This is a genomic window from Streptomyces tailanensis (assembly GCF_008386495.1).
Classification (GTDB): domain Bacteria; phylum Actinomycetota; class Actinomycetes; order Streptomycetales; family Streptomycetaceae; genus Streptomyces; species Streptomyces tailanensis.
Window position 1 is genome coordinate 344 of sequence record NZ_VTHJ01000086.1, and the last position, 24581, is coordinate 24924.

Below are 24581 nucleotides of genomic sequence, written 5' to 3' on the forward strand. Positions count from 1 at the left end.
ACTGCGCGAGCAACCGCGAACTACCCGCAGTCGCCGGAATACCTTCCCGATCGAGCTCTTGGGCGCACGGCTCAACGAGTTACGCGCCCGGCTCTCCGAACGCCGGCATCGGGTAGCTTCCCGTGTTCGTCGGGGCGTGTTCCGGGAGCCAGAGGACGGCTACCGCGCCCTCGGCCGGTTCGTCGGGCGGGGCTCCGGGCGCGCGGACGTTGCGGAAGGTGAGGCGGGCGCCCAGGACGCGGGCCTGGCCGGCGGCGATGGTGAGGCCGAGGCCATGGCCTTGGCCGGCGCGGTCGGAGGCGCCGGTGCGGAAGCGGCGGGGGCCGTCGGCGAGCAGGTCCTCGGGGAAGCCGGGGCCATGATCGCGGACCCGGATGACGCGACCCTCGACGGACACCTCGATCGGCGGCTTGCCGTGCTTCGCCGCGTTGGCCAGGAGGTTCAGGAGGACGCGTTCGAGACGGCGGGGGTCCGTCGTGACCGCCGACTCGTGCACGACCTGGACGCGCACCCCCGCGTCCTTCGCCGCCACCCGCCGGGCCACGAACTCGCCCAGCATGATGTCCTGCAACTCCGCCCGCTCGGACGCCCCGTCGAGCCGGGCGACCTCCAGGACGTCCTCGACGAGCGTGCGCATCGCCTGCGCCCGGTCGCGGACCAGCTCGGAGGGGCGGCCGGGGGGCAGGAGTTCGGCCGCGGTGAGCAGGCCCGTCACCGGGGTGCGCAGTTCGTGGGCGATGTCCGCCGTCACCCGGCGCTCCGCCTCGATGCGCTGCCGCAGCGTGTCGGCCATGGCGTCCACGGCCCGCGCGAGCTCCGCGGTCTCGTCGCGTACGACACCGCCGATCGCGTCCTGGACCCGTACGTCGGTCTCGCCCTTGGCGACCTGGTGTGCGGCGTACGCCGCCTTGCGCAGCCGGCGGGACATCCGGTCGCCGATGAGCACACCGACGGCCGAGCCGCCGAAGACGACCGCGATCGAGCCGATGATCAGGGCCTGGTCGAGGTCCGCCATCACCGCGGAGCTGTGGTCCGTGAAGTTGGTGTGCAGGGACAGGACGCGGCCGTCCTTCAGCGGGACCGCCGCCCAGATGTCCGGCACCCCGTTCGCACTCTCGGACACGTACGTGGCCCGGCGGTCCTCCTTGACCTTGGCCAGCAGGTCCCCGGGGATGCCGGGGTCGTCGATCCGTACCCCGAACGCGCCGGACTTCAGCGGGCGGCCGGACTCGTACATGCGCTGGGCGACCTGGATGCGTTCGTTGGCCAGGTCGCGTGAGTTGTCGAGCATCGACACCCGTGCCGCGTTGTGCACGACCAGGCTCAGCGCGACCGCCACAAGCGCGCCGACCGCCGCGATCGCGGCGCTCAGCTGCCAGCGCAGGCCGGTGCGAATGCCGGAGACCGTGCCGGAACCCGGGCCCGTGCCGGAACCCGGGCTCGTGACGAGGCCGACGGCGCCGCCCGGAACCTCCGGCCCCCGCCGTCGTCGTATCCCCCTGATACCCCTGATCCCCCTGATGTTCATGCCGGCCCCGCTCAGGCCTTCAGCTTGTAGCCGAAGCCGCGCACCGTCTCGATCCGGTCCTGGCCGATCTTCGCGCGCAGCCGCTGTACGTGGACGTCGACGACCCGCGTGTCACCGCCCCAGCCGTAGTCCCACACGCGTTCGAGGAGCTTGTCGCGGGACAGGACCGTGCCGGGGGCCTGCGAGAACTCCAGGAGCAGCCGCATCTCGGTCGGGGTCAGCGCCACTGGCTCCCCGGACCTCCGTACCTCCATGCCCTCGGTGTCGATCTCCAGGTCGCCGAAGGTGAGTACCCCGCCGGTGCCGGCGGAATCGGCCTCCTCGGCCTTGGTGTCACCGCCGCCGGCGTGCCCGAAGCGGCGCAGCACCGCGCGGATACGGGCGACCAGTACGGCGCCGTCGAACGGCTTGGTCACGTAGTCGTCGGCGCCCGCCTCCAGGCCGAGCACGACGTCGATGGAGTCGGCGCGGGCCGAGAGCATGATCACCGGGACGGTCGACTCGTCGCGGATACGGCGGCACAGCGAGACCCCGTCGAGCCCCGGGACCATGACATCGAGGAGCGCGATGTCGGGCCGGTTCGCGCGGAACGCCTCCAGGCCCGACAGCCCGTCGGGCATGGCCGTGACCGCGAAGCCGTCCCGCTCCAGCGCGAGCTGGGTGGCCTCGCGGATGACGTCGTCGTCCTCGACGAACAGGACGTGGGTCTGCTCTGCCATCCGGGTGTTCTCGTTCGCTCTCGGTCGTGGTCGAAGGTCAAAAGGTTGAAGGTCGATGGGTGATGGGCGTCAGCCCGGTTCGGGAGTGGCCGACTCCTGGCCGCCCACCGAGGTGCTGTACTCGGTGCGCTTCCTGGACCTCTCTACGAAGCGGTCCTTCGACCAGCGGTAGGTGGTCACTTCCTCGCTGGAGGGATACGCGCCCGGGTCGCCATGCTTGTCATTCTCGTACAGCTGCCGGGTGACCATCAGGTCGCCCCGGTCGATCTCCGCGTAGACGGGGGGCTGTTCGGAGAGGAAGACGCTGCGGTACTCGCCCTTGTCCAGGCGATACACGTACGAGGCCACGCCGACGGCGTCCGCGCAGCTCAGCACATTGACCACGAAGGTGTCCGTCGACGGCCCGGTCACCTCGCCGTAGATGACGTCGACCGGGTAGTCGTCGGGCACGCACGGCTCCAGGTCGCTCTTCACCGTCTTGCTGACCTTCGGATCCGAGCGGACGATCCGGACGACTTCCTCGACGGTCGGGTGGTTGCCGTCGGCCGACGCGGAGACGGCGGGCGAGGCCGCGCCCGCCGACAGGGAGTCGCCGTCCGCCGGACCCTCGTCGCGCGCGCCGGTCCCGCCCGTGCCGCAGGCGGAGACGAAAAGGCCGAGGGCGGCGAGCACGGCCACCGCCGTGATCACCGCCTTCGTCGCCTGCCTGGCCCCTGGGTCCGGGCCGGCCGCTGTGCTCAGGCCGCGCAACGCTCCCGCTCCTCACGTTCGAGCGCGCGGGCGTCGAGGTCGCGCGACTCCAGCTCCTCGCGGAGCCGGGCGAGCGCCCGGTGCAGCGTGCTCTTGACCGTTCCGGCCGACATGCCGAGGGCGGCGGCCGTCTCCTCCGTGGACATCTGCTCCCAGTGTCGCAGCACCACGACGCTGCGCTGCTTGGGAGCGAGGACACTCATGATGTCCATGAGGAGGGCGCGGTCCGCGTGCTGCTCGGTGGCGTCGTCGACGCACGGGTCCGGCAGCTGCTCGGTGGGGACCTCCTCCAGCTTCCGGGCCCGCCACCACTCCGTCCGCGTGTTGATCATGACTCGGCGCAGATACGCGTCCGCCAGCCGCTTGTCCGCTATGCCCTCCCAGCGGCCGTACGTCCGTACCAGTGCCGTCTGCAGCAGATCCTGGGCGTCGACCGGGTCCGGGACGAGCCGGCGGGCGCTGCGCAGCAGCGCGTCCTGCCGAGTGCGGACGTACTCCTCGAATTCGAGCACCTCGCCGTGCGCCATGTTCAACCGCCTCCGTTCCCCGTTGCCGACGTGTGCGCGATCGCGCTGCCGGTTGTCCGCTGCTTCGTGCCGCCGACGCGTCCCGCCCCGTTTGTTTTCGCGGGTTCGTTCGCTTGTTCCTGCGGTACGCCAATGAAGCTACGGCGCTGTTGTCACGGAGGTGTCCGAGGCAGCCTGCGGAGAACGCTCGGCTGTCCGTCGGTTGTGTAACAGAAGGAGGAACGGGGAAAGCTGGCAGGGTTTTGAGGTGGGTATGGGGTGTTTTGGCCGGCCGAACCGCCGTGACACTCCCAGGGAGTTGTGTATCGGTGATGCCTCGGCGATGTGTGCGCTGTGAGGTGTCAGGTGAGGGGGAGACGGTAGAGACCGCCGGGAAGGGGCTCCACGAGGCCGTCGGCGACCAGGCCGTCGAGGGCACGGGCCCGCTGCACCGGCTCGTCCCACACCCGGTCGAGCACCGACTGCGGTACGGGCGCGACGGCGTCCCGCAGTACGGCGAGCAGCTTGCCGCGGACCTGGCGGTCGGTACCGGCGTACGTCTGACCGCGCCGGGCCGGACCGTCGTGCGCGGGCTTCCCGGCGAGCCGCCACGCGCACCGCGCGGCGATCGGGCAGCGATGACAGGTCTCGTTCTTCGCCGTGCACACCAGCGCGCCCAGCTCCATCGACGCCGCCGCCCAGCGGGACGCCGTGCCGTCGTCCTCGGGCAGCAGCGCGCGGGCCAGCTTCCGTTCGGCGGCCGTGGTGGCGTTCGGCGGGTACTGCGTGCCGGTGACCGCACGGGCGAGCACCCGGCGGACGTTGGTGTCCAGCACGGCGTGCCGCTGGCCGTACGCGAACGACGCCACGGCCGCCGCCGTGTACTCCCCGATCCCCGGCAGCGCGAGAAGCTGCGCGTGATCCTGCGGTACGTCGCCGCCGTGCCGTTCCGTTATGGCCGCCGCCGCGCCGTGCAGCCGCAGCGCGCGGCGCGGGTAACCGAGGCGGCCCCAGGCCCGGACCGCCTCGCCCGGGGGCTCCTTCGCGAGATCCGCCGGCCGGGGCCAGCGGGCCAACCACTGCTCGTAGACGGGCAGTACGCGGTTGACCGGCGTCTGCTGCAACATGAACTCGCTGACCATCACACCCCATGGACCGGCCTCCGGACGCCGCCACGGAAGATCACGTGCGTGCGTCTCGAACCAGGCGATCACCGGGGTGTGCAGGGCGGGGGCGGGGGTCGGGGTGACGGTGCTGCTCTGGGGCTTTGTGGGTGCAGTCATGGCTCTCCCGATCCTGCCACGTCGCTCCGCTGGGTTGGGCGGGGCACGACGTGGGGGGGTGAGGTTGTAGGGCGGCTGCGGGTGGGTGGGGGCTGGTCGCGCCCACGCGGCGGAGCCGCAAATCGACACAGCCCCGCGCCCCTTAAAAGCGAGGGGGCACCCCCAGTTCTTTTAGCGGCGCGGGGAACTGCGCGAGCAACCCACCACGACCCGCAGCCGCCGAACGTACCGACTGGACCGAGTTCGAAGGCGGCTCAAAGGGCCGGGCTCCACCCCAGTTCGGGGCCCAGCTTCGTCGCCGTGTCCGTGAGGATCTGGACGTAGTCCTCGTGGGCGAAGGTGAAGGGGAGGGCGAAGGCGACCTCGTCGATCTCGCGGAAGGCCGCGTGGGCGTGGAGGTGCTCGGCGATCTCGGCGGAGGTGCCGACCAGGTCGGGGGCGAAGAGGAGCCGGGCCGGGCCCTGCGGCGCGGTGGTCCGGGGCAGCCGCGCGGCTGCGTACGCCTCGTACTTGGCGCGCTGCTCGGCGGTCGCGGAGTCGGTGGGGATGACGACGAGGCCCTGGGAGACGCGGGCGCGCTCGCCGGCGGGGTGGTGGGCGCGGAACTCCCGGATGTGGGAGAGCTGGATCTCGGCGAAGTCGAGCGAGCCTGCGGTGTCCTCCGCCTTGACGACGCTGCTGGTGAGGAGGTTCATGCCGTTCTCGCCCGCCCAGCGGGCCGAGCGGAGGCTGCCGCCGCCGTACCACATACGGCCGCCCAGGCCGGGGGAGTGCGGCTGGACTCGGTTGGAGAAGACTTCGAAGCCCTCCGTGCCGCTGAAGTCCGTGGCCGGCTCGCCCCGGACGAAGTCGAGGAGGCGGCGGACGCGTTCGAAGCTGAAGTCCTCGGCGTCGGCGGTGTCGGGGTAGAGCGCGGACTTGACGGTGTCGTAGCGCATCGGCGGTCCGACGCTGACGCCCGGGTTGAGCCGCCTGCCGGAGAGGAGGTCGACCGTGGCCAGGTCCTCGGCCAGCCGCAGGGGGTTCTCCCAGCCCAAGGGGATGACGGCCGTGCCGAGTTCGATACGGCGGGTGCGCTGGGAGGCCGCCGCGAGGACCGCGACGGGGGAGGAGATGCCGTACTGCAGATGACGGTGGCGCAGCCACGCGCTGTCGAAGCCGAGCCGTTCGCCCAGTTCGATGATCTCCAGGGTCGACTCGTGGCCCCGACGGGGATCCGCCTCGTCGAACAGCCCGATGGTCAGAAAGCCCATCTTCCGCAGCGGCCTGGAGCCCGGTGACGCGGCCGTGTTCATGGGTCTTCCTCCAGCGTGTTCCGACTGGTGGTGACGATAGCCGCGGTCATGGCCAGGGGTGCAAGGGGTGCGATCGCGAACTGGCCTTGGGGAGAGGTGGGGTGTGTGGACTGGGTGAATGGATTCGCGAATGGGTTGGTGGCAGGCGGGAGTTCGTGATTTTCGTGCGGCGTTGTCGTGGTCACGGACGGTGTACGCCCGGCCCTCGCCCGGCCGTTACTGTCACGTACCGCGATCACCGGCGGCTCGGGGCGGTTGAGGTGCGGTGCGACCGGGATGATGATCCGGAAAAGTTGGGGTTCGGGGCGGCGGGTGGGGCAAGCTAACTGCCGGATCTCTCGTACAGTTTGCGCCGTGGGATCTCTGCGCAATCCGGTCGGGCCGCTTCCCTCCACCATCTACTGGCGTCGGAGGGCCATTCTGCTGACCGTCGTCGGCGTGCTCGCCCTACTGATCGCATGGGTGGTCACCGGCGGTGGCGGTGGCAGTGAGGACAACGCGGGCGAGCCCAACGGCAAGGGGCCCGCGACCTCCATCACCCCCGGGCCGTCCGGTTCGGGTCCCGCGATCAGTCAAGCGCCGGGCGGGCGCGACGAGTCGGGCGACGAGTCGAGCTCCGGCAGCGACGGGTCGGGCTCCGACTCCGGTTCCGGGTCGGGGTCTTCCGGCTCCGAGTCCGGCGGGAGCGACGGCGCCGCCGGGGGCGGTACGTCGGACGACGGCGCCAACGGCAGTGGCAGCGGCGGCAGTTCCGGTGAGCAGGTCGAGGCGAGTTCGCCCCTGCCCGACTGCGCCGCGGGAGCTGTGAAGTTGACGGTGCGGAGCGTGCGCAACGCGTACGCGCCCGGGGTGAACCCGACCATCGAGTTGATCGCCCGCAACTCCTCCGTCAGCGACTGCAAGCTCGACCTGGGGCCGGACAACACGGTCGTGACGATCACGCTGACCGGCGCCGACGACGCGTTCTGGTCCTCCGACCACTGTCATGAGAGCGCCGGCAGCCTGATGTTCAAGGTTCCGGCCGGTGACCAGGTCACGTACGCCGTCGAGTGGAACCGGGATGCCAGCGCCCCCAACTGCGCGACGCCGTCGGCCGGTTCGGCAGCGGACGGTACGTACCTCGTGGAGGCGGCGGCGCCCGGGCTGGCCAAGGCCCGTACGTCCTTTGTGCTGGAGAAGGACTGACCCAGGGGTCCGCTGCCGGAGGCTAGACGTACCGTTCCAGGATCGACGACTCCGCCAGGCGCGACAGACCCTCGCGGACGCTTCGGGCGCGGGCCTCGCCCACTCCGTCCACGGTCTGGAGGTCGTCGACGCTCGCGGCGAGGAGTTTCTGCAGGCCGCCGAAATGCTCGACCAGGCGGTCGATGATGGCGCCCGGGAGGCGGGGGACCTTCGCCAGGAGGCGGAAGCCGCGCGGGGAGACCGCCGAGTCCATGCCCTCGGGCGAGCCGGTGTAGCCCAGAGCCCGGGCGACGATGGGGAGCTCGAGAAGCTCGGCGTGAGTGAGGGCGTCCAGCTCCGAGAGGGCCTCGTCGACCGTACGGGAACGTTTGGCCGTGGGCTCGGGGACGTAGTCCCGCACGACCAGTTCGCGCTCCGGCTCCACACCGGCGATCAGTTCGTCGAGCTGGAGGGCCAGCAGGCGGCCGTCCGTGCCCAGTTCGACCACGTATTCGGCGATTTCGGTGGCGATACGGCGGACCATCTCCAGGCGCTGGGACACGGCGGAGACATCGCGGACCGTGACCAGGTCCTCGATCTCCAGTGCGGAGAGGGTGCCCGCCACCTCGTCGAGGCGCAGCTTGTAGCGCTCCAGGGTCGCCAGGGCCTGGTTGGCGCGGGAGAGGATCGCGGCCGAGTCCTCCAGGACGCGGCGCTGGCCGTCCACGTACAGCGCGATCAGGCGCATCGACTGGGAGACGGAGACCACCGGGAAGCCGACCTGTTTGCTCACGCGGTCCGCTGTGCGGTGGCGGGTGCCTGTCTCCTCTGTCGGGATGGTCGGGTCGGGGACCAGTTGGACGCCCGCTCGGAGGATCTTCGACAGGTCCGAGGACAGGACGATGCCCCCGTCCAGCTTGCACAGCTCACGCAGGCGCGTCGCCGTGAACTCGACATCCAGGACGAAACCGCCCGTACACATGGCTTCGACGGTCTTGTCGGAGCCGAGCACGATGAGTCCGCCGGTGTTGCCGCGGAGAATCCGCTCAAGCCCGTCGCGCAGCGCCGTGCCTGGGGCCACGGCGCTCAGTGAGGCGCGCATCAGGCCATCGGCACCGGAGCTCCCACCGGACTTTCCGGGAGCTGCTGCCCGGTCGTTGGCTGCCACTGCACTCCTCCGGTCGCAGGTTCTGGGGCGCTCCCGTTTCGCACACGTGGTTCGTACGGACGGGCGAGACCTGGGCAAAGTCTACCGGCGGTCCTCCTCGTCCCGTGGGGCCTCTCGCCGACGCGATCGGGGCAGCACCCGCAGCGCGTCTCCTATATCGGCCACTTCCAGGACCTTCATCCCGGCAGGAACCTTGCCGGGATCGGACGGAACAAGGGCGTGCGTGAAGCCGAGACGGTGCGCTTCGGACAGGCGGCGCTGGACGCCCGTCACACGTCTGACCTCTCCCGCGAGGCCCACTTCGCCGATCGCGACCAGGTTCTTGGGGAGGGGGGTGTCGCTCGCCGCCGAGGCCAGGGCGAGGGCGATCGCGAGGTCCGCGGCGGGCTCCGAGAGTTTTACGCCGCCCACCGTCGCCGTGTAGATGTCCCGTTTGCCGAGAGCGCTGATGCGGCCCCGCTGCTCCAGGACCGCGAGCATCATCGAGACCCGGGACGTTTCGAGGCCGGACGTCGTGCGGCGGGGGGAGGGGAGCTGGGAGTCGACTGTGAGCGACTGCACTTCGGTGACGAGGGGGCGGCGGCCCTCCAGGGTCACCGTCAGGCAGGTGCCCGGGACCGGTTCGTCGCGGCGGGTGAGGAACAGGCCGCTCGGGTCGGTGAGTCCTGTGATGCCCTCGTCGTGCAGTTCGAAGCAGCCGACCTCGTCCGTGGCGCCGTAGCGGTTCTTGACGCCGCGGACCAGGCGGAGACGGGCGTGGCGGTCGCCCTCGAAGTGCAGGACGACGTCGACCAGGTGCTCCAGGAGGCGGGGGCCGGCGATCGCGCCGTCCTTTGTGACATGGCCCACAAGGAGCGTCGCCATGCCACGTTCCTTCGAAGCGCGGATGAGGGCGCCGGCGACCTCGCGGACCTGGGCCATGCCGCCGGGGGCGCCGTCGATCTCCGGGGAGGCGACGGTCTGGACCGAGTCGAGGATCAGGAGGGACGGTTTCACGGCGTCCAAGTGGCCCAGGACGGCGGCGAGGTCGGTTTCCGCGGCGAGGTAGAGGTGGTCGTGGAGGGCGTTGATGCGGTCGGCTCTCAGGCGGACCTGGCTGGCGGACTCCTCGCCGGTGACGTACAGGGTGGGGTGCTCTGCGCTCGCCGACTTCGCGGCCACGTCGAGGAGGAGGGTGGACTTGCCCACGCCGGGTTCGCCGGCGAGGAGGACCACCGCGCCGGGGACCACGCCGCCGCCGAGGACGCGGTCGAGTTCGGGGACGCCGGTGGTGCGGGCGGTGGCCTGGCGGCCGTCCACCTGGCCGATGGGAAGGGCGGAGGTGGTGACTCGGCCGGGGGTTGTCGTACGGACCGCGGGGGTGCCGTACTCCTCGACCGTGCCCCATGCCTGGCATTCGGGGCAGCGGCCGAGCCACTTGGCCGTCTGCCAGCCGCACTCTGTGCAGCGGTAGGACGGCCGGTCCTTGGTGGATTTGGTACGGGCAGCCATGCACGAACCGTAGCCGAGCCCACTGACATTGATGCCTCCGTCTTGCGGCTGACCCGCCGTCGTAGCTGCGGGCAGTCGTGCCGCTGGGGCGATGGGGGCACCTCTCGCTCGAGCGAAGCCGAGAGTGGGGGAGGGTGGGCGCAGCGGCACCTCGTAGCGCCGAGTCGCGCAGCCGCCCCTCGGTCAGCCGCAGCCGCCGGGTGACTAGAGACGGCGGCCGATGGTCAGCGGTGCCGGGCGGTAAGGAACGTACGCCGCGCCGTCGAGGCCGAGTTGGACTGCTGCTGTCTGGAGGGCGCCCGCGGTTGCTGCGGCGCCCCAGTGGCCGGTGTCCAGGCGGTGCTCCAAGGTGTGGAGGGCGGCGACTGTTTCGGCGGTCGTGAAGTTGCAGTGGCCGGCGCGTTCGACGTAGGCCTGGCGGAGCTGGGCGGCGTCTCCGGAGGCGCGGACGCGGGCGGCGAAGCGGGTTTCCTGTTCTGCGGGGACGAGGTCGTCGGCGGTGGTGTGGATGTCGAGGAGCGGGACGGCGAGGCCCTGGCCGGCGGAGGACGTGCGTTCGGCGGTGGCGACGGCGGAGGGGGACGCGGTGATGGTGGCGTTGCGGGTCAGGTTCGTCAGGTCGGCTCGGAGGTCCAGGCCCGCCTCCTTGTACATGGCCTTGACCAGGGGCGCGTGCTGGGAGGCGGACAGCACGCGCGCGTAGTCGACGCCCTTGTTCCAGGAGTTGTTGCCGCCGAGGGCCTTCTCGATGTGGTAGCGGCCGCCTTCGACGAAGGACAGGATGCCCCGGGCGAACCAGTCGTACTGCTGTGCCTGCCGGCCGGCCCAGTCGCCGGGCGCGGGGCGTTCCTTGCCGGGGGCCCACGCCGGCAGGTTGAGGTAGGCCGCGGCGAGGGCGATCCGGGCGCGGCCCTCGGGGGTCTCCTGGGCGGCGGTGACGGCGGCGGTGAGCTGCTGGGCGGTGGCGGTCGCCTCGGCCTGGGAGGCGAAGTCGACCAGCTTGACGGGGGTGTCGGTGAGGAGGAGGCGGGCGATCGTGTACTCGGCGTCGAGCTGGTAGTTCTCCAGGTCGTTGGCGCCGGCGACGAGGCCGCACAGGCCCAGGGCGCCGTCGATGCCACCGGCTCCGGAGCGGGCCAGCTGGGCATTCACCAGGCCGCCCATGGACTGCCCTATGGAGAGGGTCCGGGTCGGTTCGCCGATCTTGGCGGTCACTGCCTCGACGGTGGCTAGTTGATCGCGCTCCGCGCTTTCCAGGGCCCAGAGGGTCTCGCTCGTGTCGTAGGACGAGCCCGTGAGCGCATAGCCCTCTTCGAGGAGGCGGAGGCGTACGGCTTCGGAGGGGGCGTTCTGGGCGGTGGTGACGCCGAAGCCGTGGCTGAAGACGATCAGGGTGCCGTTCCAGTTCTCCGGCACGTCGGCGATCCAGGTGGCGCCGTCGGGGAGGGCGCCGCTGAGGCGCTCGGTGGTCGCGGCGGCCGTCTGGGGGGTGGCCGTCGAGACGGAGGCGCTGGTCAGGGAGAGGACCACGGCTGTGGCCAGGGCGGCGAGGGTGCGGGTGGTGGAGCGGTGGCGGGTGAGTGAGGCCATGAGGGGTGGGGCTCCTGTCGGCGCGTAGGGGGACGGTGACGCGAGGTGACCCGGACCCTGGGAATGTAGGGCTGCTTTGTTGTCGTGGTCAATAAAGTGCACAACATTTGCCACCGGTCTGCGGAATCCGGGGTTCCTGTCCCCTTATGAGGGATCGTTTCACCCGTACGGAGTAAATGTGCCGAAGGGGTGAGAACGTGCTGCTCCCGGGCGCCTACCGTCCAATGATGAGCATCAGTCCAGAGACCTCGACCCGCACTGCCGGCGCCCACCGGGCGCACCGCGAGGCGCGCGATCGGGCGGCGGCGCGCGCGTTGGCGCAGCGCCCGCCGGCGCGTTACGAGCCGTATCTGGACGGCCTGTTCACCTACTGCCTGTCGGTGCTGTGCGACCACGACACGGCGACCGCGGCCCTGGGCGACGTCCTCGCGCTCGCCGAGCGTCGCCGGGGGCCGGACGCCGCGGACGACCGCCGCGCCTGGCTGTACGCGCTGGCCCGCTGGGCCTGTCTGCGCAAGCTCGCCGAGGCCCAGCGGAAACCTCAGAGCACGCATGCCGCCGGGCGCCGGGCGCCGCATGGGAATGGCTCCGGTTCAGGCGGCGGGAGCGAGAGGCAGCGCGGGCTGAAAGGGTCCTCCAAGGGGCCCGCGCGGGCGGCGACCCTCTCCGAGGAGGAGGAGCGGCAGCGGCGGCGGGAACTCGCCCTGCTCGCCTGGCCGGAGGCCGCCGGCACCACCCCGGAGCAGCGCGAGGCGCTCGAACTGGCCGTACGGCACCAGCTCGCCGCCCGCGGGGTCGCCGACGTCCTCGGCATGGACCTCGCCTCCGCGCGCGAACTGCTCTCCGCCGCCGCCTGCGAGGTGGAGCGCACCCGCGCTGCCCTCGCCGTCGTGGAGACCGGCGCCTGCCCCAGCGTCGCCCGCCTCACCGGCGACCATCAGCTCGTCCTCAGCACCACCCTGCGCTGCGAACTCGTCCGGCACGTCGACGACTGCCCCCGCTGCCGCCGCGCAGCCGAGCGCGCCGTCCCCGGCCACTGGCCCGGCACCAGAGTCACGCCCGCCGCGCTGCCCGTGCTCGAAGCCCCGCGTGCGGCCGTGTGCGCCGCGATGGGGCACCTCACGCGCGCGCGTGCGCCACGTTTCGACCGGCGCGGTTTCCCCGTGGACCCGAGGGTCCACGCGGCCCGCAGGGATCGGCTACGCGCGCGTGCCGTCACGACGACCGTCGTCGCCACCGTCGTCGCCGCGCCCGTCCTCGCCTTCTGGGCCGCCTACCGGGGCGCCCCCCTCACCGGCGAGGGCGTCGACGGCCGCAGTGTCACCGCCGGCGAGGAACACGGCGACGGCACCCTCGGCGACGGCAGCGGCGACACCTACGAGAACGCCGGCAGCGCCCATGCGAAGCCCGACACCCGGCCCGGCAAGGGCAAACCCGTCCCGGCGGGCGACATCGCCGTCGAGGTCAGTCAGGGCCAAGGCCAGGGCGGGCTCACCGTGGCGGTCATGCAGGTCGGCGACACCACCCTCATCACGCTGACCGCGACCGGCTATTCACCCGTCGCGTGGTCCGCCCGCACCGACGCCTACTGGCTCTACTTCAGCCAGTCCTCGGGAACCCTGGAACCCGGCGAGTCGTTGACGATCAAGGTGAACGTGGACCAGCTGACCGAGCCCGCCGGGCGCTGGACCGCGCAGGTGTTCCTGGCCCCCTCGGGCGCCGTCGTCACCATCAAGGGCCAAGGCCCCGTGCCCGCACCCCCCGAAGACCCCCGCCCGACCCCACCGGCCCCGAACCCGAACCCGGACCCCCCACGGCCCACCCCGCCGCCGGACTCCGGCCCGGAGCCCACCCCCAGCGCCCCGACCCAGCCCGACCCGACCCCCACCGACCAGGCCCCCACGAACCCGGGCGGCCCGACCCCACCACCGGGCGACGGCGACGGCCAGACCCCGACGCCGTAACAGACCAAGCCGACCTCGGCGTTCTGACCGCCGTAGGACCGCCGTACGGCTGCGGTGCCGGCGAAACCGTCAGTCGACCGGATCCGCCGGATGCGGGGCCACCAGCGGCAGCCGGGCCGCCAGGCGCTCCTCGCACAGCTCGACCAGGCGGTCGTATGCCGCCTTGCCCATCAGTTCGATCAGCTCCGGCCGGTACGACACGTACACCGGCTCGCCCGCGCCGTGCGCCGAGGTCGCCGACGTGCACCACCAGTGCAGGTCATGGCCGCCCGGCCCCCAGCCGCGGCGGTCGTACTCGCCGATCGACACCTGGAGGACACGGGTGTCGTCGGGCCGGTCGATCCAGTCGTACGTACGGCGCACCGGGAGCTGCCAGCAGACGTCCGGCTTGGTCTCGAGGGGCTCGCGGCCCTCGCGCAGGGCCAGGATGTGCAGCGAGCAACCCGCGCCGCCCGCGAAACCGGGGCGGTTCTGGAAGATGCACGAGCCCTTGTACGGGCGGGTCTGGCGGTCGCCGTCCTCGTCCTTCGAGACCCAGCCCGACTCCGTACCCACGTCGTGGAACTGCCAGATCTCCGGCGTGAGCCTCGCCACATGCCCGGCGACCCGCTTCTCGTCGTCCTCGTCCGAGAAGTGGGCACCCAGGGTGCAGCAGCCGTCGTCCGCGCGGCCCGCCTGGATGCCCTGGCAGCCGCTGCCGAAGACGCAGTTCCAGCGGGAGGTCAGCCAGGTCAGATCGCAGCGGAAGACCTGCTCGTCGTCCGCCGGATCAGGGAACTCCACCCACGCGCGCGCGAAGTCGAGCCCTTTCTCATCGGGCTCCGGGGCATCCGTCCTCGACTTCTTGGGCCTGGCCGCCGCCTTCGCCCGCGAAGAACCGGTGGCCGCCGCCGCTCCCGCTGCCGACTTGTCGGCCTTTGCCTTTTTCGTCTTTGGCACCCGTCCAGGGTACGGCGCCGGAACCGACGTCAAGCACGGTGCACGGCTCCGCTGGCAGTAGCGTTCCGTCCATGAGACTCGGTGTCCTCGACGTGGGATCGAACACGGTGCATCTGCTGGTGGTGGACGCACACCCCGGCGCGCGCCCCCTGCCCGCGCACTCGCACAAGGCGGAACTTCGCCTTGCCCAACTCCTCGACGAGGCGGGGGCGATCGGCCCCGAAGGTGTCGAGAAACTGATAGGCGTCGTCCACGAGGCGCTCCAGGCCGCCGAGGACAAGGGCGTGGAGGAGATGCTCCCCTTCGCCACCTCCGCGGTGCGCGAGGCCAGCAACGCCGACGACGTCCTCGCCCGTGTCCAGGAGGAGACCGGCGTCGAGCTCCAGGTCCTCACCGGCGCGGAGGAGGCCCGGCTGACCTTCCTGGCCGTCCGCCGCTGGTTCGGCTGGTCCGCCGGCAAGCTCCTCGTCCTCGACATCGGCGGCGGCTCCCTGGAGATCGCGTACGGCATCGACGAGGAGCCCGACACGGCCGTCTCACTGCCGCTCGGCGCCGGCCGCCTCACCGCCGGCTGGCTCCCCGGCGACCCGCCCGGCCCGGACGAGGTCCGCGCCCTGCGCCGCCATGTCCGGGCGCAGATCGCCCGTACGGTCGGCGAGTTCAGCCGCTTCGGCGCCCCCGACCACGTCGTCGCCACCTCCAAGACCTTCAAGCAGCTCGCCCGCATCGGCGGCGCCGCCCGCTCCACCGAGGGCCTCTACGTCCAGCGCGACCTCAAGCGCGACTCCCTGGAGGCCTGGGTCCCCAAGCTCGCCGCCATGACCACCGCCCAACGCGCCGCCCTCCCCGGAGTCTCCGAGGGCCGCGCCGGCCAGCTGCTCGCGGGCGCGCTGGTGGCGGAGGCCGGGATGGATCTGTTCGAGGTGGAGACCTTGGAGATCTGCCCGTGGGCGCTGAGGGAGGGCGTGATCCTGCGCCGCTTGGACCACATGGGTACGGCGTAGGAAATTCAGAGAGGGTGCGCGGGTGAGTGGGTGCGGGCCGATAAAAGCAGGGGGCACAGCCCCCGCTTTTAGGGGCGCGGGGAACTGCGCGAGCAACCACACGTGACCCGCACCCGCCCTCACGGAGTCCCCAAAACGGCGAACAGGCGCCCCCCGCCCCCGGCACACCCCACCCAACCTCACCCCGTAACCTGTCCCCATGGCGGAGCCAGTCGTGCGAATCCCGGACGCGAAGGTCGCCCTGTCCACGGCCTCCGTGTACCCGGAGTCGACGGCGACGGCCTTCGAGATCGCCGCGCGCCTGGGGTACGACGGCGTCGAGGTCATGGTCTGGACCGACCCGGTCAGCCAGGACATGGAGGCCCTGCGCCGCCTCTCCGACTACCACCAGATCCCCATCCTCGCCGTACACGCCCCCTGCCTGCTGATCACCCAGCGGGTGTGGTCCACCGACCCCTGGGTCAAGCTCCAGCGCGCCCAGGCGGCCGCCGAGAAGCTGGGCGCGAGCACGGTCGTCGTGCACCCCCCGTTCCGCTGGCAGCGCCAGTACGCGCGCGACTTCGTCACCGGGATCTGGCGGATGGCGAACGAGACGGACGTACGGTTCGCCGTCGAGAACATGTACCCCTGGCGCTACCGCGACCGCGAGATGCTCGCGTACGCCCCCGACTGGGACGTGACGAAGGACGACTACCGGCACTTCACGATCGACCTCAGCCACGCCGCGACCTCCCGCACCGACGCCCTGGAGATGGTCGACCGCATGGGCGACCGCCTCGGCCATGTGCACATGGCAGACGGCAAGGGCTCGGCCAAGGACGAGCACCTCGTCCCCGGCCGCGGCACCCAGCCCTGCGCCGAGCTGCTGGAACGTCTCGCCCTGTCCGGCTTCGACGGCCACGTCGTCATCGAGGTCAACACCCGCCGCGCCATGTCCGGCGCCGAACGCGAGGCCGACCTGGCGGAGGCCCTGGCCTTCACCCGGCTGCACCTGGCCTCGGAGCTCCGGGTGCCCCGGCCATGACCTCGGCCACGCCGCCCCGACGCAGGGGCCGGCCGCCTCGTACGAAGTCGGCCGACACCCCCGCCACCCGCGACCGCATCCTCGCGGCGGCCCGGGAGGAGTTCTCCGAGCGCGGCTACGACAAGACGTCCATGCGCGGCATCGCCAAGGCCGCCGGGGTCGACTCGGCGCTCGTGCACCACTACTTCGGCACGAAGGAGCAGATGTTCGAGGCGGCGGTGGAGGTCGCCTTCTCGCCGGTCCTGAGCGTCAGGGACTCCCTTCTTGAAGGCCCCCTCGACGGCGTGGGCGAGCGCCTGACCCGTACGATCTTCGGCTTCTGGGAGAACCCCACCACACGCAAACCGCTGCTGGCCATCGTCCGCTCGGCGGTCAACCACGAGGCCGCGGCCGCCGTCTTCCGCCGCTTGGTGGCCACGCAGCTGCTGTACCGCATCGCCCGTCGCCTGGATCTCCCGGACGCGGAACTACGGGCCGAGCTGGCGGCGGCCCAGTTGGTGGGGGTGGCGATGCTGCGCTACGTGATCAAGGTGGAGCCGCTGGCGTCGGCGGACCCGGAGCAGATCATCGAGAGGGTGGCGCCGGTGGTGCAGGCCCACCTGACCGCGCCCCGTTAGGGGCGCGGGGCTGTATCGATTTGCGGCTCCGCCGCGTGGGCGCGAGCAACCACAACGCACCCGCAGCCGAAAACCGAGACATGCATCCCGCATTTCGGACAAGGTGTCCAAGCCTTGGAGCAACCGGCGTACGCTCGACTCAGTCAGAAGTCTCTGATCGCAGTCTCAGAAGGTCTCTGAAGGAGCGAGCGCGATGCCCGAGCTGAGGTCCCGCACAGTCACCCACGGCCGCAACATGGCGGGCGCACGCGCCCTTATGCGCGCCTCCGGTGTACCGGGCGCGGACATCGGCCGCAAGCCGATCATCGCCGTCGCCAACTCCTTCACCGAGTTCGTGCCGGGCCACACCCACCTCCAGCCGGTGGGCCGCATCGTCAGCGACGCGATCCGCGAAGCGGGCGGCATCCCCCGCGAGTTCAACACGATCGCGGTCGACGACGGGATCGCGATGGGCCACGGCGGCATGCTGTACAGCCTCCCCTCCCGCGACCTGATCGCGGACAGCGTGGAGTACATGGTCGAGGCCCACTGCGCCGACGCCCTGATCTGCATCTCCAACTGCGACAAGATCACCCCGGGCATGCTGAACGCGGCCCTGCGGCTCAACATCCCGACGGTCTTCGTCTCCGGCGGCCCCATGGAGTCCGGCCGCGCCACGCTCGTCGACGGCACGGTCCGTACGCTCGACCTGGTCGACGCGATGTCCGAGGCCGTGAACGAAAAGATCTCGGACGAGGACATCCTCCGTATCGAGGAGAACGCCTGTCCGACCTGCGGCTCCTGCTCCGGCATGTTCACCGCCAACTCGATGAACTGCCTGACCGAGGCCATCGGCCTCTCCCTCCCCGGCAACGGCTCGGTCCTGGCCACGCACACGGCCCGTAAACAGCTGTACGTCGACGCGGCCAACACCGTCATGGACATCACCCGCCGCTACTACGAGCAGGACGACGAGACGGTCCTCCCGCGCTCGATCGCGAGCTTCGCGGCCTTCGAGAACGCCATGGCCCTCGACATCGCCATGGGCGGCTCCACCAACACGATCCTGCACCTGCTGGCCGCCGCCCAGGAGGCGGGCGTCCCCTTCGGCCTCGCCGAGATCGACGCGGTCTCGCGCCGCGTGCCGTGCCTGGCGAAGGTCGCGCCGAACGTCGCCAAGGACCGCACGTACTACATGGAGGACGTGCACCGCGCCGGCGGCATCCCGGCCCTGCTCGGCGAACTGCACCGCGCGGGCCTGCTCAACGAGGACGTGAACTCCGTCCACAGCCCCTCCCTCGCCGACTGGCTGAAGACGTGGGACGTCCGCGGCGGCTCCCCGTCGCCCGAGGCCGTCGAGCTGTGGCACGCGGCCCCCGGCTGCGTCCGCTCCGCCGAGGCCTTCTCCACGTCCGAGCGCTGGGAATCCCTGGACGAGGACGCCGAGGGCGGCTGCATCCGCTCCGCCGAACACGCGTACTCCAAGGACGGCGGCCTCGCGGTCCTCAAGGGCAACCTCGCCGTCGACGGCTGTGTGGTGAAGACGGCGGGCGTCGACGAGTCGATCTGGACGTTCGAGGGCCCGGCGGTCGTCTGCGAGTCGCAGGAAGAGGCCGTCCAGAAGATCCTCATGAAGCAGATCACGGAGGGCGACGTCGTCGTCATCCGCTACGAGGGCCCCAAGGGCGGCCCCGGCATGCAGGAGATGCTCTACCCGACCTCGTACCTCAAGGGCCGCGGCCTCGGTAAGTCCTGCGCGCTGATCACCGACGGCCGTTTCTCCGGCGGCACCTCCGGCCTCTCCATCGGCCACGCCTCCCCGGAGGCGGCCGGCGGCGGCACGATCGCCCTCGTCGAGGACGGCGACCGCATCCGTATCGACATCCCGAACCGTACGATCGAGCTCCTGGTCGACGACGCCGAGCTGGCCCGCCGCGAGCAGGCCCTGAACGGCGTCTACGCCCCGAAGAACCGGGAGCGGAAGGTGTCGGCCGCGCTGAAGGCGTACGCCGCGATGGCGACCAGCGCGGACAAGGGCGCGGTGCGGGACGTCAGCATGCTGGGCTGAGGCCTCCATTGCTTCTGTTGAGGGCCGTTCCCATGCGCTGGGGAGCGGCCCTCGGCCATGTCACCAGCTCGCCGGATCGCTCCCGTCCACCCCGAACACGGTCCCGTCCGGCGCGGACGAGCAGATCCGTCCGTCGATGACGACAGGCTCGGTCAGCGCGGCCGACACCCGGTTCGTGGCGCCGAGCCGCACCGGCGTCTCCCCGCCGAGCTTCCCCTTGCCGGCGTCCAGCGCGAGCAGCCGCCCGTCCACGGCGGTGAAGTACACATGCCGGTCGTCGGCCACCGGCGTCGAACCCCGCAGCACTCCCGTCTCGGCCCGCCACAGCTGCTCGCGTGCCTCCATGTCGACGGCCACCAGCGCCCCCCCGGCCCCCAGCAGATACACGACGTCGCCCCGCACCGCCCCGCTCGCCTGTTGGACCGGTGCGGGCAGCGCGACCCGGACCGAGGCCTTGGTGCCGGGGTCGTAGCGGACGACGCCCACCGCATCGCCGTGGATACCCCCGCTGGAGGCGAGGAAGAGGGCACCGTCACGGGCCCCGACCGGCTCCAGGGTGCCCTTCAACCGCGCGTCCCACCACACGTCCCCGGTGCCCGGGTCCACCGCGGTGATCCGCGTCCGGGCTCCGGAACCGCCGTCGGCGGTGCTCGCGATGTACGCCAGCGGGTGCCCTGGGAACGAGGTGAAGTACGCCTCCGGCTGCCCCGGGATCCGGCGGCTCCACTTCGTGTCGCCGGTGGCGCCGTCCAGGCCGGTCACCGTTCCGTCGGCGGAGGTCAGCAGCAGCATGTCGCCGACGTGCCGCCGGCCGCCGTACGCGGACACATCCCGCTGCCACCGCACCTTGCCGGTGGCCGGGTCGAGCGCCTGCAACCGCTGACCCGCGTCTGCCAGTACGTGCACCAGCCCGCCCGACACGACGGGCGGGCCACTGGTCACCGCCGTGCCCGCCTCGGCGACGGTATGCCGCCACAGCACGCCGCCGTCCGCCGGATCCACCGCGGAGACCAGCCCCGGCTGCGCACACAGCAGCTTCCCCGCCCCGTACGAGCACTGCGGCGCCCCGGCCTTCTTGGGCGCCGGCTTGGTGGCCCAGGGGTCGAGGACGGGCGCGGCGGCCCCGACCCTGGTCGCCCGGGGCGTGGCACCGACCCCGTCCGCACCGCCGCCACCCCCGAGCCACTGCACCGAGGCGAACGCCCCGCCCGCGGCGAGCACCAGCGCCCCGGCGACGAGGGCGGCGCGTGTGCGGAGGCGGGGACGACGGGGCCGGTTCCCGGACGGGTTCGAGGGCGCGGGTGCTGGGGGAGGCGGGCTGACGTCGGCCGCCACACCGTCCGTAGGCCCGTCCCAACTGCCCGCCCGCCCCTTGCGTTCCGCCCCGTCCGCACCCTCCCCCCGCTGCGTCGGTATGAACGCCTGGGTGTCGTACGAGGCGGCCACGGACCGCAGTTCGTGCATGAGCTCGTCCGCCGTGGGCCGGTCCTCGGGCTCCTTGGAGAGGCACGCCCGGACGAGCGGCGCGAGGTTCTCGGGTACACCGGTGAGGTCCGGCTCGTCGTGTACGACCTGGTAGGCGACGACGTAGGGACTGTCGGAGTCGAAGGGCCCGCGCCCGGTCGCCGCGTGCACGGTCACTGAACCGAGGGCGAAGATGTCGGCGGCGGGCCCCACTTCCCGGGGCCGCCGGAACTGCTCGGGCGCCATGAACGGGGGCGTGCCTATCAACTTCCCCGTCTCGGTCCGCAGTTCGCTGTCCTTCGGCCGGGAGATCCCGAAGTCGATGACTTTGGGCCCGTCCTCGGCGAGCAGCACATTGCTCGGCTTGAGATCCCGGTGCACCACACCGGCCCGATGGATGTCGCGCAGCGCCTCCGCCAGCCCGGCCATGAGGCGGCGCAACTGCCCCGGTGCCATCGGCCCGTTCCGCTTGACGTGCTCGGCGAGCGTGGGACCCGGAATGAAGAGGGTGGCCATCCAGGGCCGCGCGCTGTCGGTGTCGGCGTCGACGACCGGCGCGGTGAAGGCACCACTCACCCGCCGCGCCGCGGCCACTTCCTGTCTGAACCGCCCCCTGAACTCGGGATCCTTGGCGAACTCGGCATGCACGACCTTCACCGCGAGCCGCAACCCGGAGGTCGAGGTCGCCAAATGCACGACCCCCATGCCCCCCGAACCCAGACACGACTCCAGACGGTACTGACCGGCGTACTCGGGAAGTTCCGCTTCCGCTCCCGACCCGGTGTCCCGTCGTGCCATGGGCTCACCCCCGTGCTGTTCTCGCCGCTCAGGCGACGCTCGGAGCCTAGTCGATGACCCGTACGGGACAGAGGCGGCTTGCTGGCCTCCATGTACGAAGAACGCACAGGTGTGCGTGATTTGATTCGGGGGTATCAATGCGTCCCCATGACTGTCATGGGGGTTCGACACGGGGTTTCACAACGGGTTCAACGGGGTCGAACGGGTTCAGTCGAACGGGTTCAACGGGGTTACGGGGGGAGTTTTTCCATGTCCATCGACCATGTCGAAGAGATCACGGGCGACGGCGAAGAGGAGCAGACGGCGACGCCGTCGACGACAGCCGCGACCGCGGCCGCCACGGTGACCGCAGCCGTCCGCTACTACTCGGTCGCCCCCGGCGTCCGAGTCAACGTCCGCAGCGGTCCCAGCACCAGCTACAGCATCGTCCGCGTCCTCGCCGAGGGCGCCGAGGTCCCGATCTACTGCCAGACACCGGGCCAGACCATCTCCGGCCCCTACGGCACGACCAACCTCTGGGACAACATCGCCAACGGCCAGTACATCTCCGACGCGTACGTCTACACCGGCAGCGACGGCTATGTGGCGGGACGCTGCGGCTGACGCCGAGGCTGTGGCCTGGCCGGGGGCCGAGAGACGGCCCCCGGCCAGGAGCCAGCCATAATCGGATCCGTGAGCGACAAGCAGAACGGCGACACCCAGACGACCCCGGCAGGCCCCCGCCCCGAACCCATCCGCTTCTTCGGGACGACCTGGCTGAACCACGACGGCAACTACGCGCCCCGCCGCGCGACCGTGTCCGTCGGTTCGCTCGCGGCCGTGGCCGTCTCCTGCCTGGTGCTGCGCCTCGCGTACGAGGGCCTGCAACTCGCGGCTGTCGGCGGCTTCGTCATCGTCGTGGTCGTCGTCATGTTCGCGATCTGCACCGCCCTGGCCTTCGGCCACACCTGGGGTTCGTTCACCAAGCGCCCCGACCCGGCCCGCCAGTCCTCCCTCCGTGGCCTCCTCACCATCGGCTTCGTCGGCTCCCTCACCGCCTACTTCCTCCGCTCCCTCAAGGAGGCCCCCGGCGAGTCCCTCCACCGCGAGGAATACGAGACGGCCCGCACCCAGTACGAGCGCCGCACCGCCAAACGAACCGGCAACCCGGCGAAGCGCCGCCGCGCTTAGTCGTTGTTGGCGCCGAGCCCCAGGTAGCGGCTGAGGTGCGTGGCCGCGTCGAGCATGGCGAGGCCCCGCGCGGTCAGCTTGCGCTGCCAGTCGTCCAGGGCACGGGACAGTGCCTCGGTGCCCCCGGCAGTTCGGATCTGCTCGACCACGGTGGCGATGTGCTCCAGTTGATAGCCCCCGCGTCTGAGGAGATGGGCGAGCTCGGCATCGCGGATGTCGCCCGCGTGGAAGACGCGGTATCCCGTGAGCGGGTCGCGGGCGGGGGTGAGGATGCCGGCGTCTTCCCAGTTCCGCAGGGTCGCCGGGGTGACATCGAGCTGATGGGCGAGTTCACCGATGGTTCGGGTACCGAGGTCCATTGACTGGTCCGAAGCAGCGTCCTGCTCAGATCCTGTCTCTGTCAGATGATCCACCGCTCTCCGCACCGCGTCCAAGGTGTCCCGGTCTCGCAGCAACTGGCTGTGACCACGGTCGATGATCGTCAGGGCGTCATCGAGTCCGCCCTGCTGGAGCGCGTTCATGATCCGGCCCCCGGCCGAGTGACCGTGGCCCGCGACGAGGGAGAGGTAGGCGCGGAGCGCCGCCGCGTGCACCTCGGTATAGATCCGGTACCCACTACGCGTGCGATCGGCGGGCGGGATGAACCCGTCCCGCTCGTAGTTGCGGACCGCCTGGGTCGAGATGCCGTGCTCACGCGCGAGGTCGGCAGGGCGCAAGGTTTTCACGAGTTTGAGACTTTACGCCACAGCTGCACGCCCAGAGCTCCCAAACCTTCAACCGAACTTTCAAAGATACGATTGAGATCCATGAGTCAGGACATCCAAGACTTCGTGACCCCCTCCTGCGACCTGCTGGCCCTCGGCGAGCCGACCCACCGCGAACCGGCCTTCGCATGGGTCCGAAACGAACTGTTCGTGCAACTCGTCGAACGCGGCTTCCGATCCATCGCACTCGAAACCGACCGCGTCGCCGCGCTCACCGTGAACGACTTCGTCCAGGAGGGAATCGGCACCCTCGACGCGGTCATGGCCGAAGGCTTCTCCCACGGTTTCGGACAACTGGTCGCCAACAGGCACCTGGTCGCATGGATGTGCGAGTACAACCAGCACCAACCCTCCACGGAACGCCTCACCTTCCACGGCTTCGACGCCCCCATGGAAACCACCAGCGCCCCCAGCCCCCGGCGCTACCTCGAACACGCCCGCGACTACCTCAAACGCGACCTCGCCCTCGCCGCCGACGCGGACCCCGCCCTCGACCTGGACATCGACTTCGCGAGCCTCCTCGGCGACGACGAACGGTGGAGCCGCCAAGAGGCGGTCTGGGACGCAGCCATGTCGGTCGGCGCCACGGCCGAGGCCGAGAAGCTCCGATGCCTCGCGGACGACATGCTCACCTCGCTCTACGCCCGCGCACCACAACTGATCGCGGCGACATCCCGGGCCGAGTGGCTCCGAGCCAAGACCCACCTCACGGCCGGCCTCGGCCTGCTCCGCTACCACAAGCAGGCATCGCAGCGCATCGAGGAGGCCGCACGCATATCCCGCCTGGGCGCCACCCGGGACGCCCTGATGGCCCAGAACCTCCTCGACATCCGAGCCGTCGAGACCCACCGGGGCCCGACCCTGCTCTTCGCGCACAACCTCCACCTGCAGCCGACCCTGATCACCATGCCCATGGCGGACATGGTCACCAACTGGTACGGCGCCGGCGACATCATGAAGTCGCTGTCGGACGAGCACTACACCTTCATCGCCGGCAGCCTGGGCCGCAACGAGACATTCGCCCTGCGTGAGCCCGAACCGGACACCTACGAGGGCTTCCTGCAGCGCCGCATCACCACCTGGGGCCTGACCACGACGACCACCTTCCCCTCCTCCGCCCGCACCCGCACCGACCCCACCCCAGAACAGGGCTACTTCCCTCTCGACAAAGCGACCCTCGCCGGGGCGGACGCAATCCTGCACATCAACGATGGCCCAGCCATCATCAAACCCTGACAGCCCGACCGAACTCCAAGGGGCGTGCTCCTCACGGATGTTGGGGACACGCCCCCTACG

At 71.1% G+C, this 24581-nt stretch carries 21 protein-coding genes; 9 read left to right on the forward strand and 12 right to left on the reverse strand.

Going from position 1 to position 24581, the window contains the following annotated elements; genetic code table 11:
- Window positions 1–79: 79 nt before the first annotated feature.
- The 6 genes from cseC to F3T56_RS41175 all read right to left on the reverse strand — a co-directional run bounded on the left by cseC (window position 80) and on the right by F3T56_RS41175 (window position 6081).
- The gene (cseC, locus tag F3T56_RS41150; protein WP_172639391.1) at window positions 80–1528 is read right to left on the reverse strand and encodes a two-component system sensor histidine kinase CseC; all 1449 of its coding nucleotides are present in this window, start codon (window positions 1526–1528) and stop codon (window positions 80–82) included.
- 11 nt (window positions 1529–1539) lie between these two features.
- Window positions 1540–2247 carry a two-component system response regulator CseB gene (gene cseB / locus F3T56_RS41155; RefSeq protein WP_149830580.1) on the reverse strand — a complete coding sequence of 236 codons (708 nt, stop codon included), beginning with the start codon at window positions 2245–2247 and terminating at the stop codon, window positions 1540–1542.
- A 69-nt stretch (window positions 2248–2316) separates the two neighbouring features.
- Window positions 2317–2997, reverse strand: coding sequence for a hypothetical protein (locus tag F3T56_RS41160; RefSeq protein WP_149830581.1), 681 nt, complete (start codon window positions 2995–2997; stop codon window positions 2317–2319).
- Entirely contained in the window at window positions 2985–3524 is a 540-nt protein-coding gene (locus F3T56_RS41165) for a SigE family RNA polymerase sigma factor (RefSeq protein ID WP_149830582.1), read from the reverse strand. Before F3T56_RS41165 ends, F3T56_RS41160 begins: the two co-directional genes overlap by 13 nt.
- A gap of 341 nt (window positions 3525–3865) precedes the next feature.
- Complete coding sequence (locus F3T56_RS41170; RefSeq protein ID WP_149830583.1) at window positions 3866–4786, reverse strand: HhH-GPD family protein; 921 nt, start codon at window positions 4784–4786, stop codon at window positions 3866–3868.
- 254 nt (window positions 4787–5040) lie between these two features.
- Entirely contained in the window at window positions 5041–6081 is a 1041-nt protein-coding gene (locus F3T56_RS41175) for an LLM class flavin-dependent oxidoreductase (RefSeq protein WP_149830584.1), read from the reverse strand.
- 354 nt (window positions 6082–6435) lie between these two features.
- Here F3T56_RS41175 and F3T56_RS41180 point away from each other — a divergent pair, with 354 nt between their 5' ends.
- Window positions 6436–7266 carry a hypothetical protein gene (locus tag F3T56_RS41180; RefSeq protein WP_149830585.1) on the forward strand — a complete coding sequence of 277 codons (831 nt, stop codon included), beginning with the start codon at window positions 6436–6438 and terminating at the stop codon, window positions 7264–7266.
- A 22-nt stretch (window positions 7267–7288) separates the two neighbouring features.
- Here the strand turns inward: F3T56_RS41180 and disA are convergent, their stop codons facing one another.
- From disA to F3T56_RS41195, 3 genes are all read right to left on the reverse strand, one after another.
- Window positions 7289–8413, reverse strand: coding sequence for a DNA integrity scanning diadenylate cyclase DisA (disA, locus tag F3T56_RS41185; RefSeq protein ID WP_149830586.1), 1125 nt, complete (start codon window positions 8411–8413; stop codon window positions 7289–7291).
- A gap of 81 nt (window positions 8414–8494) precedes the next feature.
- Window positions 8495–9904, reverse strand: coding sequence for a DNA repair protein RadA (radA, locus tag F3T56_RS41190; RefSeq protein ID WP_149830587.1), 1410 nt, complete (start codon window positions 9902–9904; stop codon window positions 8495–8497).
- A 204-nt stretch (window positions 9905–10108) separates the two neighbouring features.
- Window positions 10109–11494, reverse strand: coding sequence for an alpha/beta hydrolase (locus F3T56_RS41195; RefSeq protein ID WP_149830588.1), 1386 nt, complete (start codon window positions 11492–11494; stop codon window positions 10109–10111).
- 224 nt (window positions 11495–11718) lie between these two features.
- On the opposite strand from F3T56_RS41195, the gene F3T56_RS41200 reads away from it, so the two are divergent.
- Entirely contained in the window at window positions 11719–13458 is a 1740-nt protein-coding gene (locus F3T56_RS41200; RefSeq protein WP_149830605.1) for a BACON domain-containing protein, read from the forward strand.
- Window positions 13459–13527: 69 nt separating this feature from the next.
- Here F3T56_RS41200 and F3T56_RS41205 read toward each other — a convergent pair whose 3' ends face one another.
- Window positions 13528–14397, reverse strand: coding sequence for a DUF3109 family protein (locus tag F3T56_RS41205; protein ID WP_149830589.1), 870 nt, complete (start codon window positions 14395–14397; stop codon window positions 13528–13530).
- A gap of 71 nt (window positions 14398–14468) precedes the next feature.
- Here F3T56_RS41205 and F3T56_RS41210 point away from each other — a divergent pair, with 71 nt between their 5' ends.
- The 4 genes from F3T56_RS41210 to ilvD all read left to right on the forward strand — a co-directional run bounded on the left by F3T56_RS41210 (window position 14469) and on the right by ilvD (window position 19089).
- Complete coding sequence (locus F3T56_RS41210; RefSeq protein WP_149830590.1) at window positions 14469–15401, forward strand: Ppx/GppA family phosphatase; 933 nt, start codon at window positions 14469–14471, stop codon at window positions 15399–15401.
- Window positions 15402–15600: 199 nt separating this feature from the next.
- Window positions 15601–16425, forward strand: a complete 825-nt coding sequence (locus F3T56_RS41215; protein WP_149830591.1) for a sugar phosphate isomerase/epimerase family protein — start codon at window positions 15601–15603, stop codon at window positions 16423–16425.
- On the forward strand, window positions 16422–17042 hold the full coding sequence (locus F3T56_RS41220; protein WP_149830592.1) for a TetR/AcrR family transcriptional regulator: 621 nt from the start codon (window positions 16422–16424) through the stop codon (window positions 17040–17042). Before F3T56_RS41215 ends, F3T56_RS41220 begins: the two co-directional genes overlap by 4 nt.
- A 193-nt stretch (window positions 17043–17235) precedes the next feature.
- Complete coding sequence (ilvD, locus tag F3T56_RS41225) at window positions 17236–19089, forward strand: dihydroxy-acid dehydratase (protein ID WP_149830593.1); 1854 nt, start codon at window positions 17236–17238, stop codon at window positions 19087–19089.
- 60 nt (window positions 19090–19149) lie between these two features.
- On the opposite strand, the gene F3T56_RS41230 is transcribed toward ilvD, so the two are convergent.
- Window positions 19150–21351: a serine/threonine-protein kinase gene (locus F3T56_RS41230; protein ID WP_149830594.1), complete on the reverse strand. Its 2202-nt coding sequence runs from the start codon at window positions 21349–21351 to the stop codon at window positions 19150–19152.
- A 249-nt stretch (window positions 21352–21600) separates the two neighbouring features.
- Between F3T56_RS41230 and F3T56_RS41235 the strand changes: the two genes are divergently transcribed.
- Together F3T56_RS41235 and F3T56_RS41240 are read left to right on the forward strand one after the other, a co-directional pair.
- The gene (locus F3T56_RS41235) at window positions 21601–21954 is read left to right on the forward strand and encodes an SH3 domain-containing protein (protein ID WP_149830595.1); all 354 of its coding nucleotides are present in this window, start codon (window positions 21601–21603) and stop codon (window positions 21952–21954) included.
- Between the two features lie 69 nt (window positions 21955–22023).
- Entirely contained in the window at window positions 22024–22521 is a 498-nt protein-coding gene (locus tag F3T56_RS41240) for an EamA/RhaT family transporter (protein ID WP_149830596.1), read from the forward strand.
- Here the strand turns inward: F3T56_RS41240 and F3T56_RS41245 are convergent.
- Window positions 22518–23246: a TioE family transcriptional regulator gene (locus F3T56_RS41245; protein WP_149830597.1), complete on the reverse strand. Its 729-nt coding sequence runs from the start codon at window positions 23244–23246 to the stop codon at window positions 22518–22520. The genes F3T56_RS41240 and F3T56_RS41245 overlap by 4 nt on opposite strands.
- Window positions 23247–23327: 81 nt before the next feature.
- Between F3T56_RS41245 and F3T56_RS41250 the strand changes: the two genes are divergently transcribed.
- The gene (locus F3T56_RS41250) at window positions 23328–24521 is read left to right on the forward strand and encodes an erythromycin esterase family protein (RefSeq protein WP_149830598.1); all 1194 of its coding nucleotides are present in this window, start codon (window positions 23328–23330) and stop codon (window positions 24519–24521) included.
- Window positions 24522–24581 lie beyond the last annotated feature (60 nt).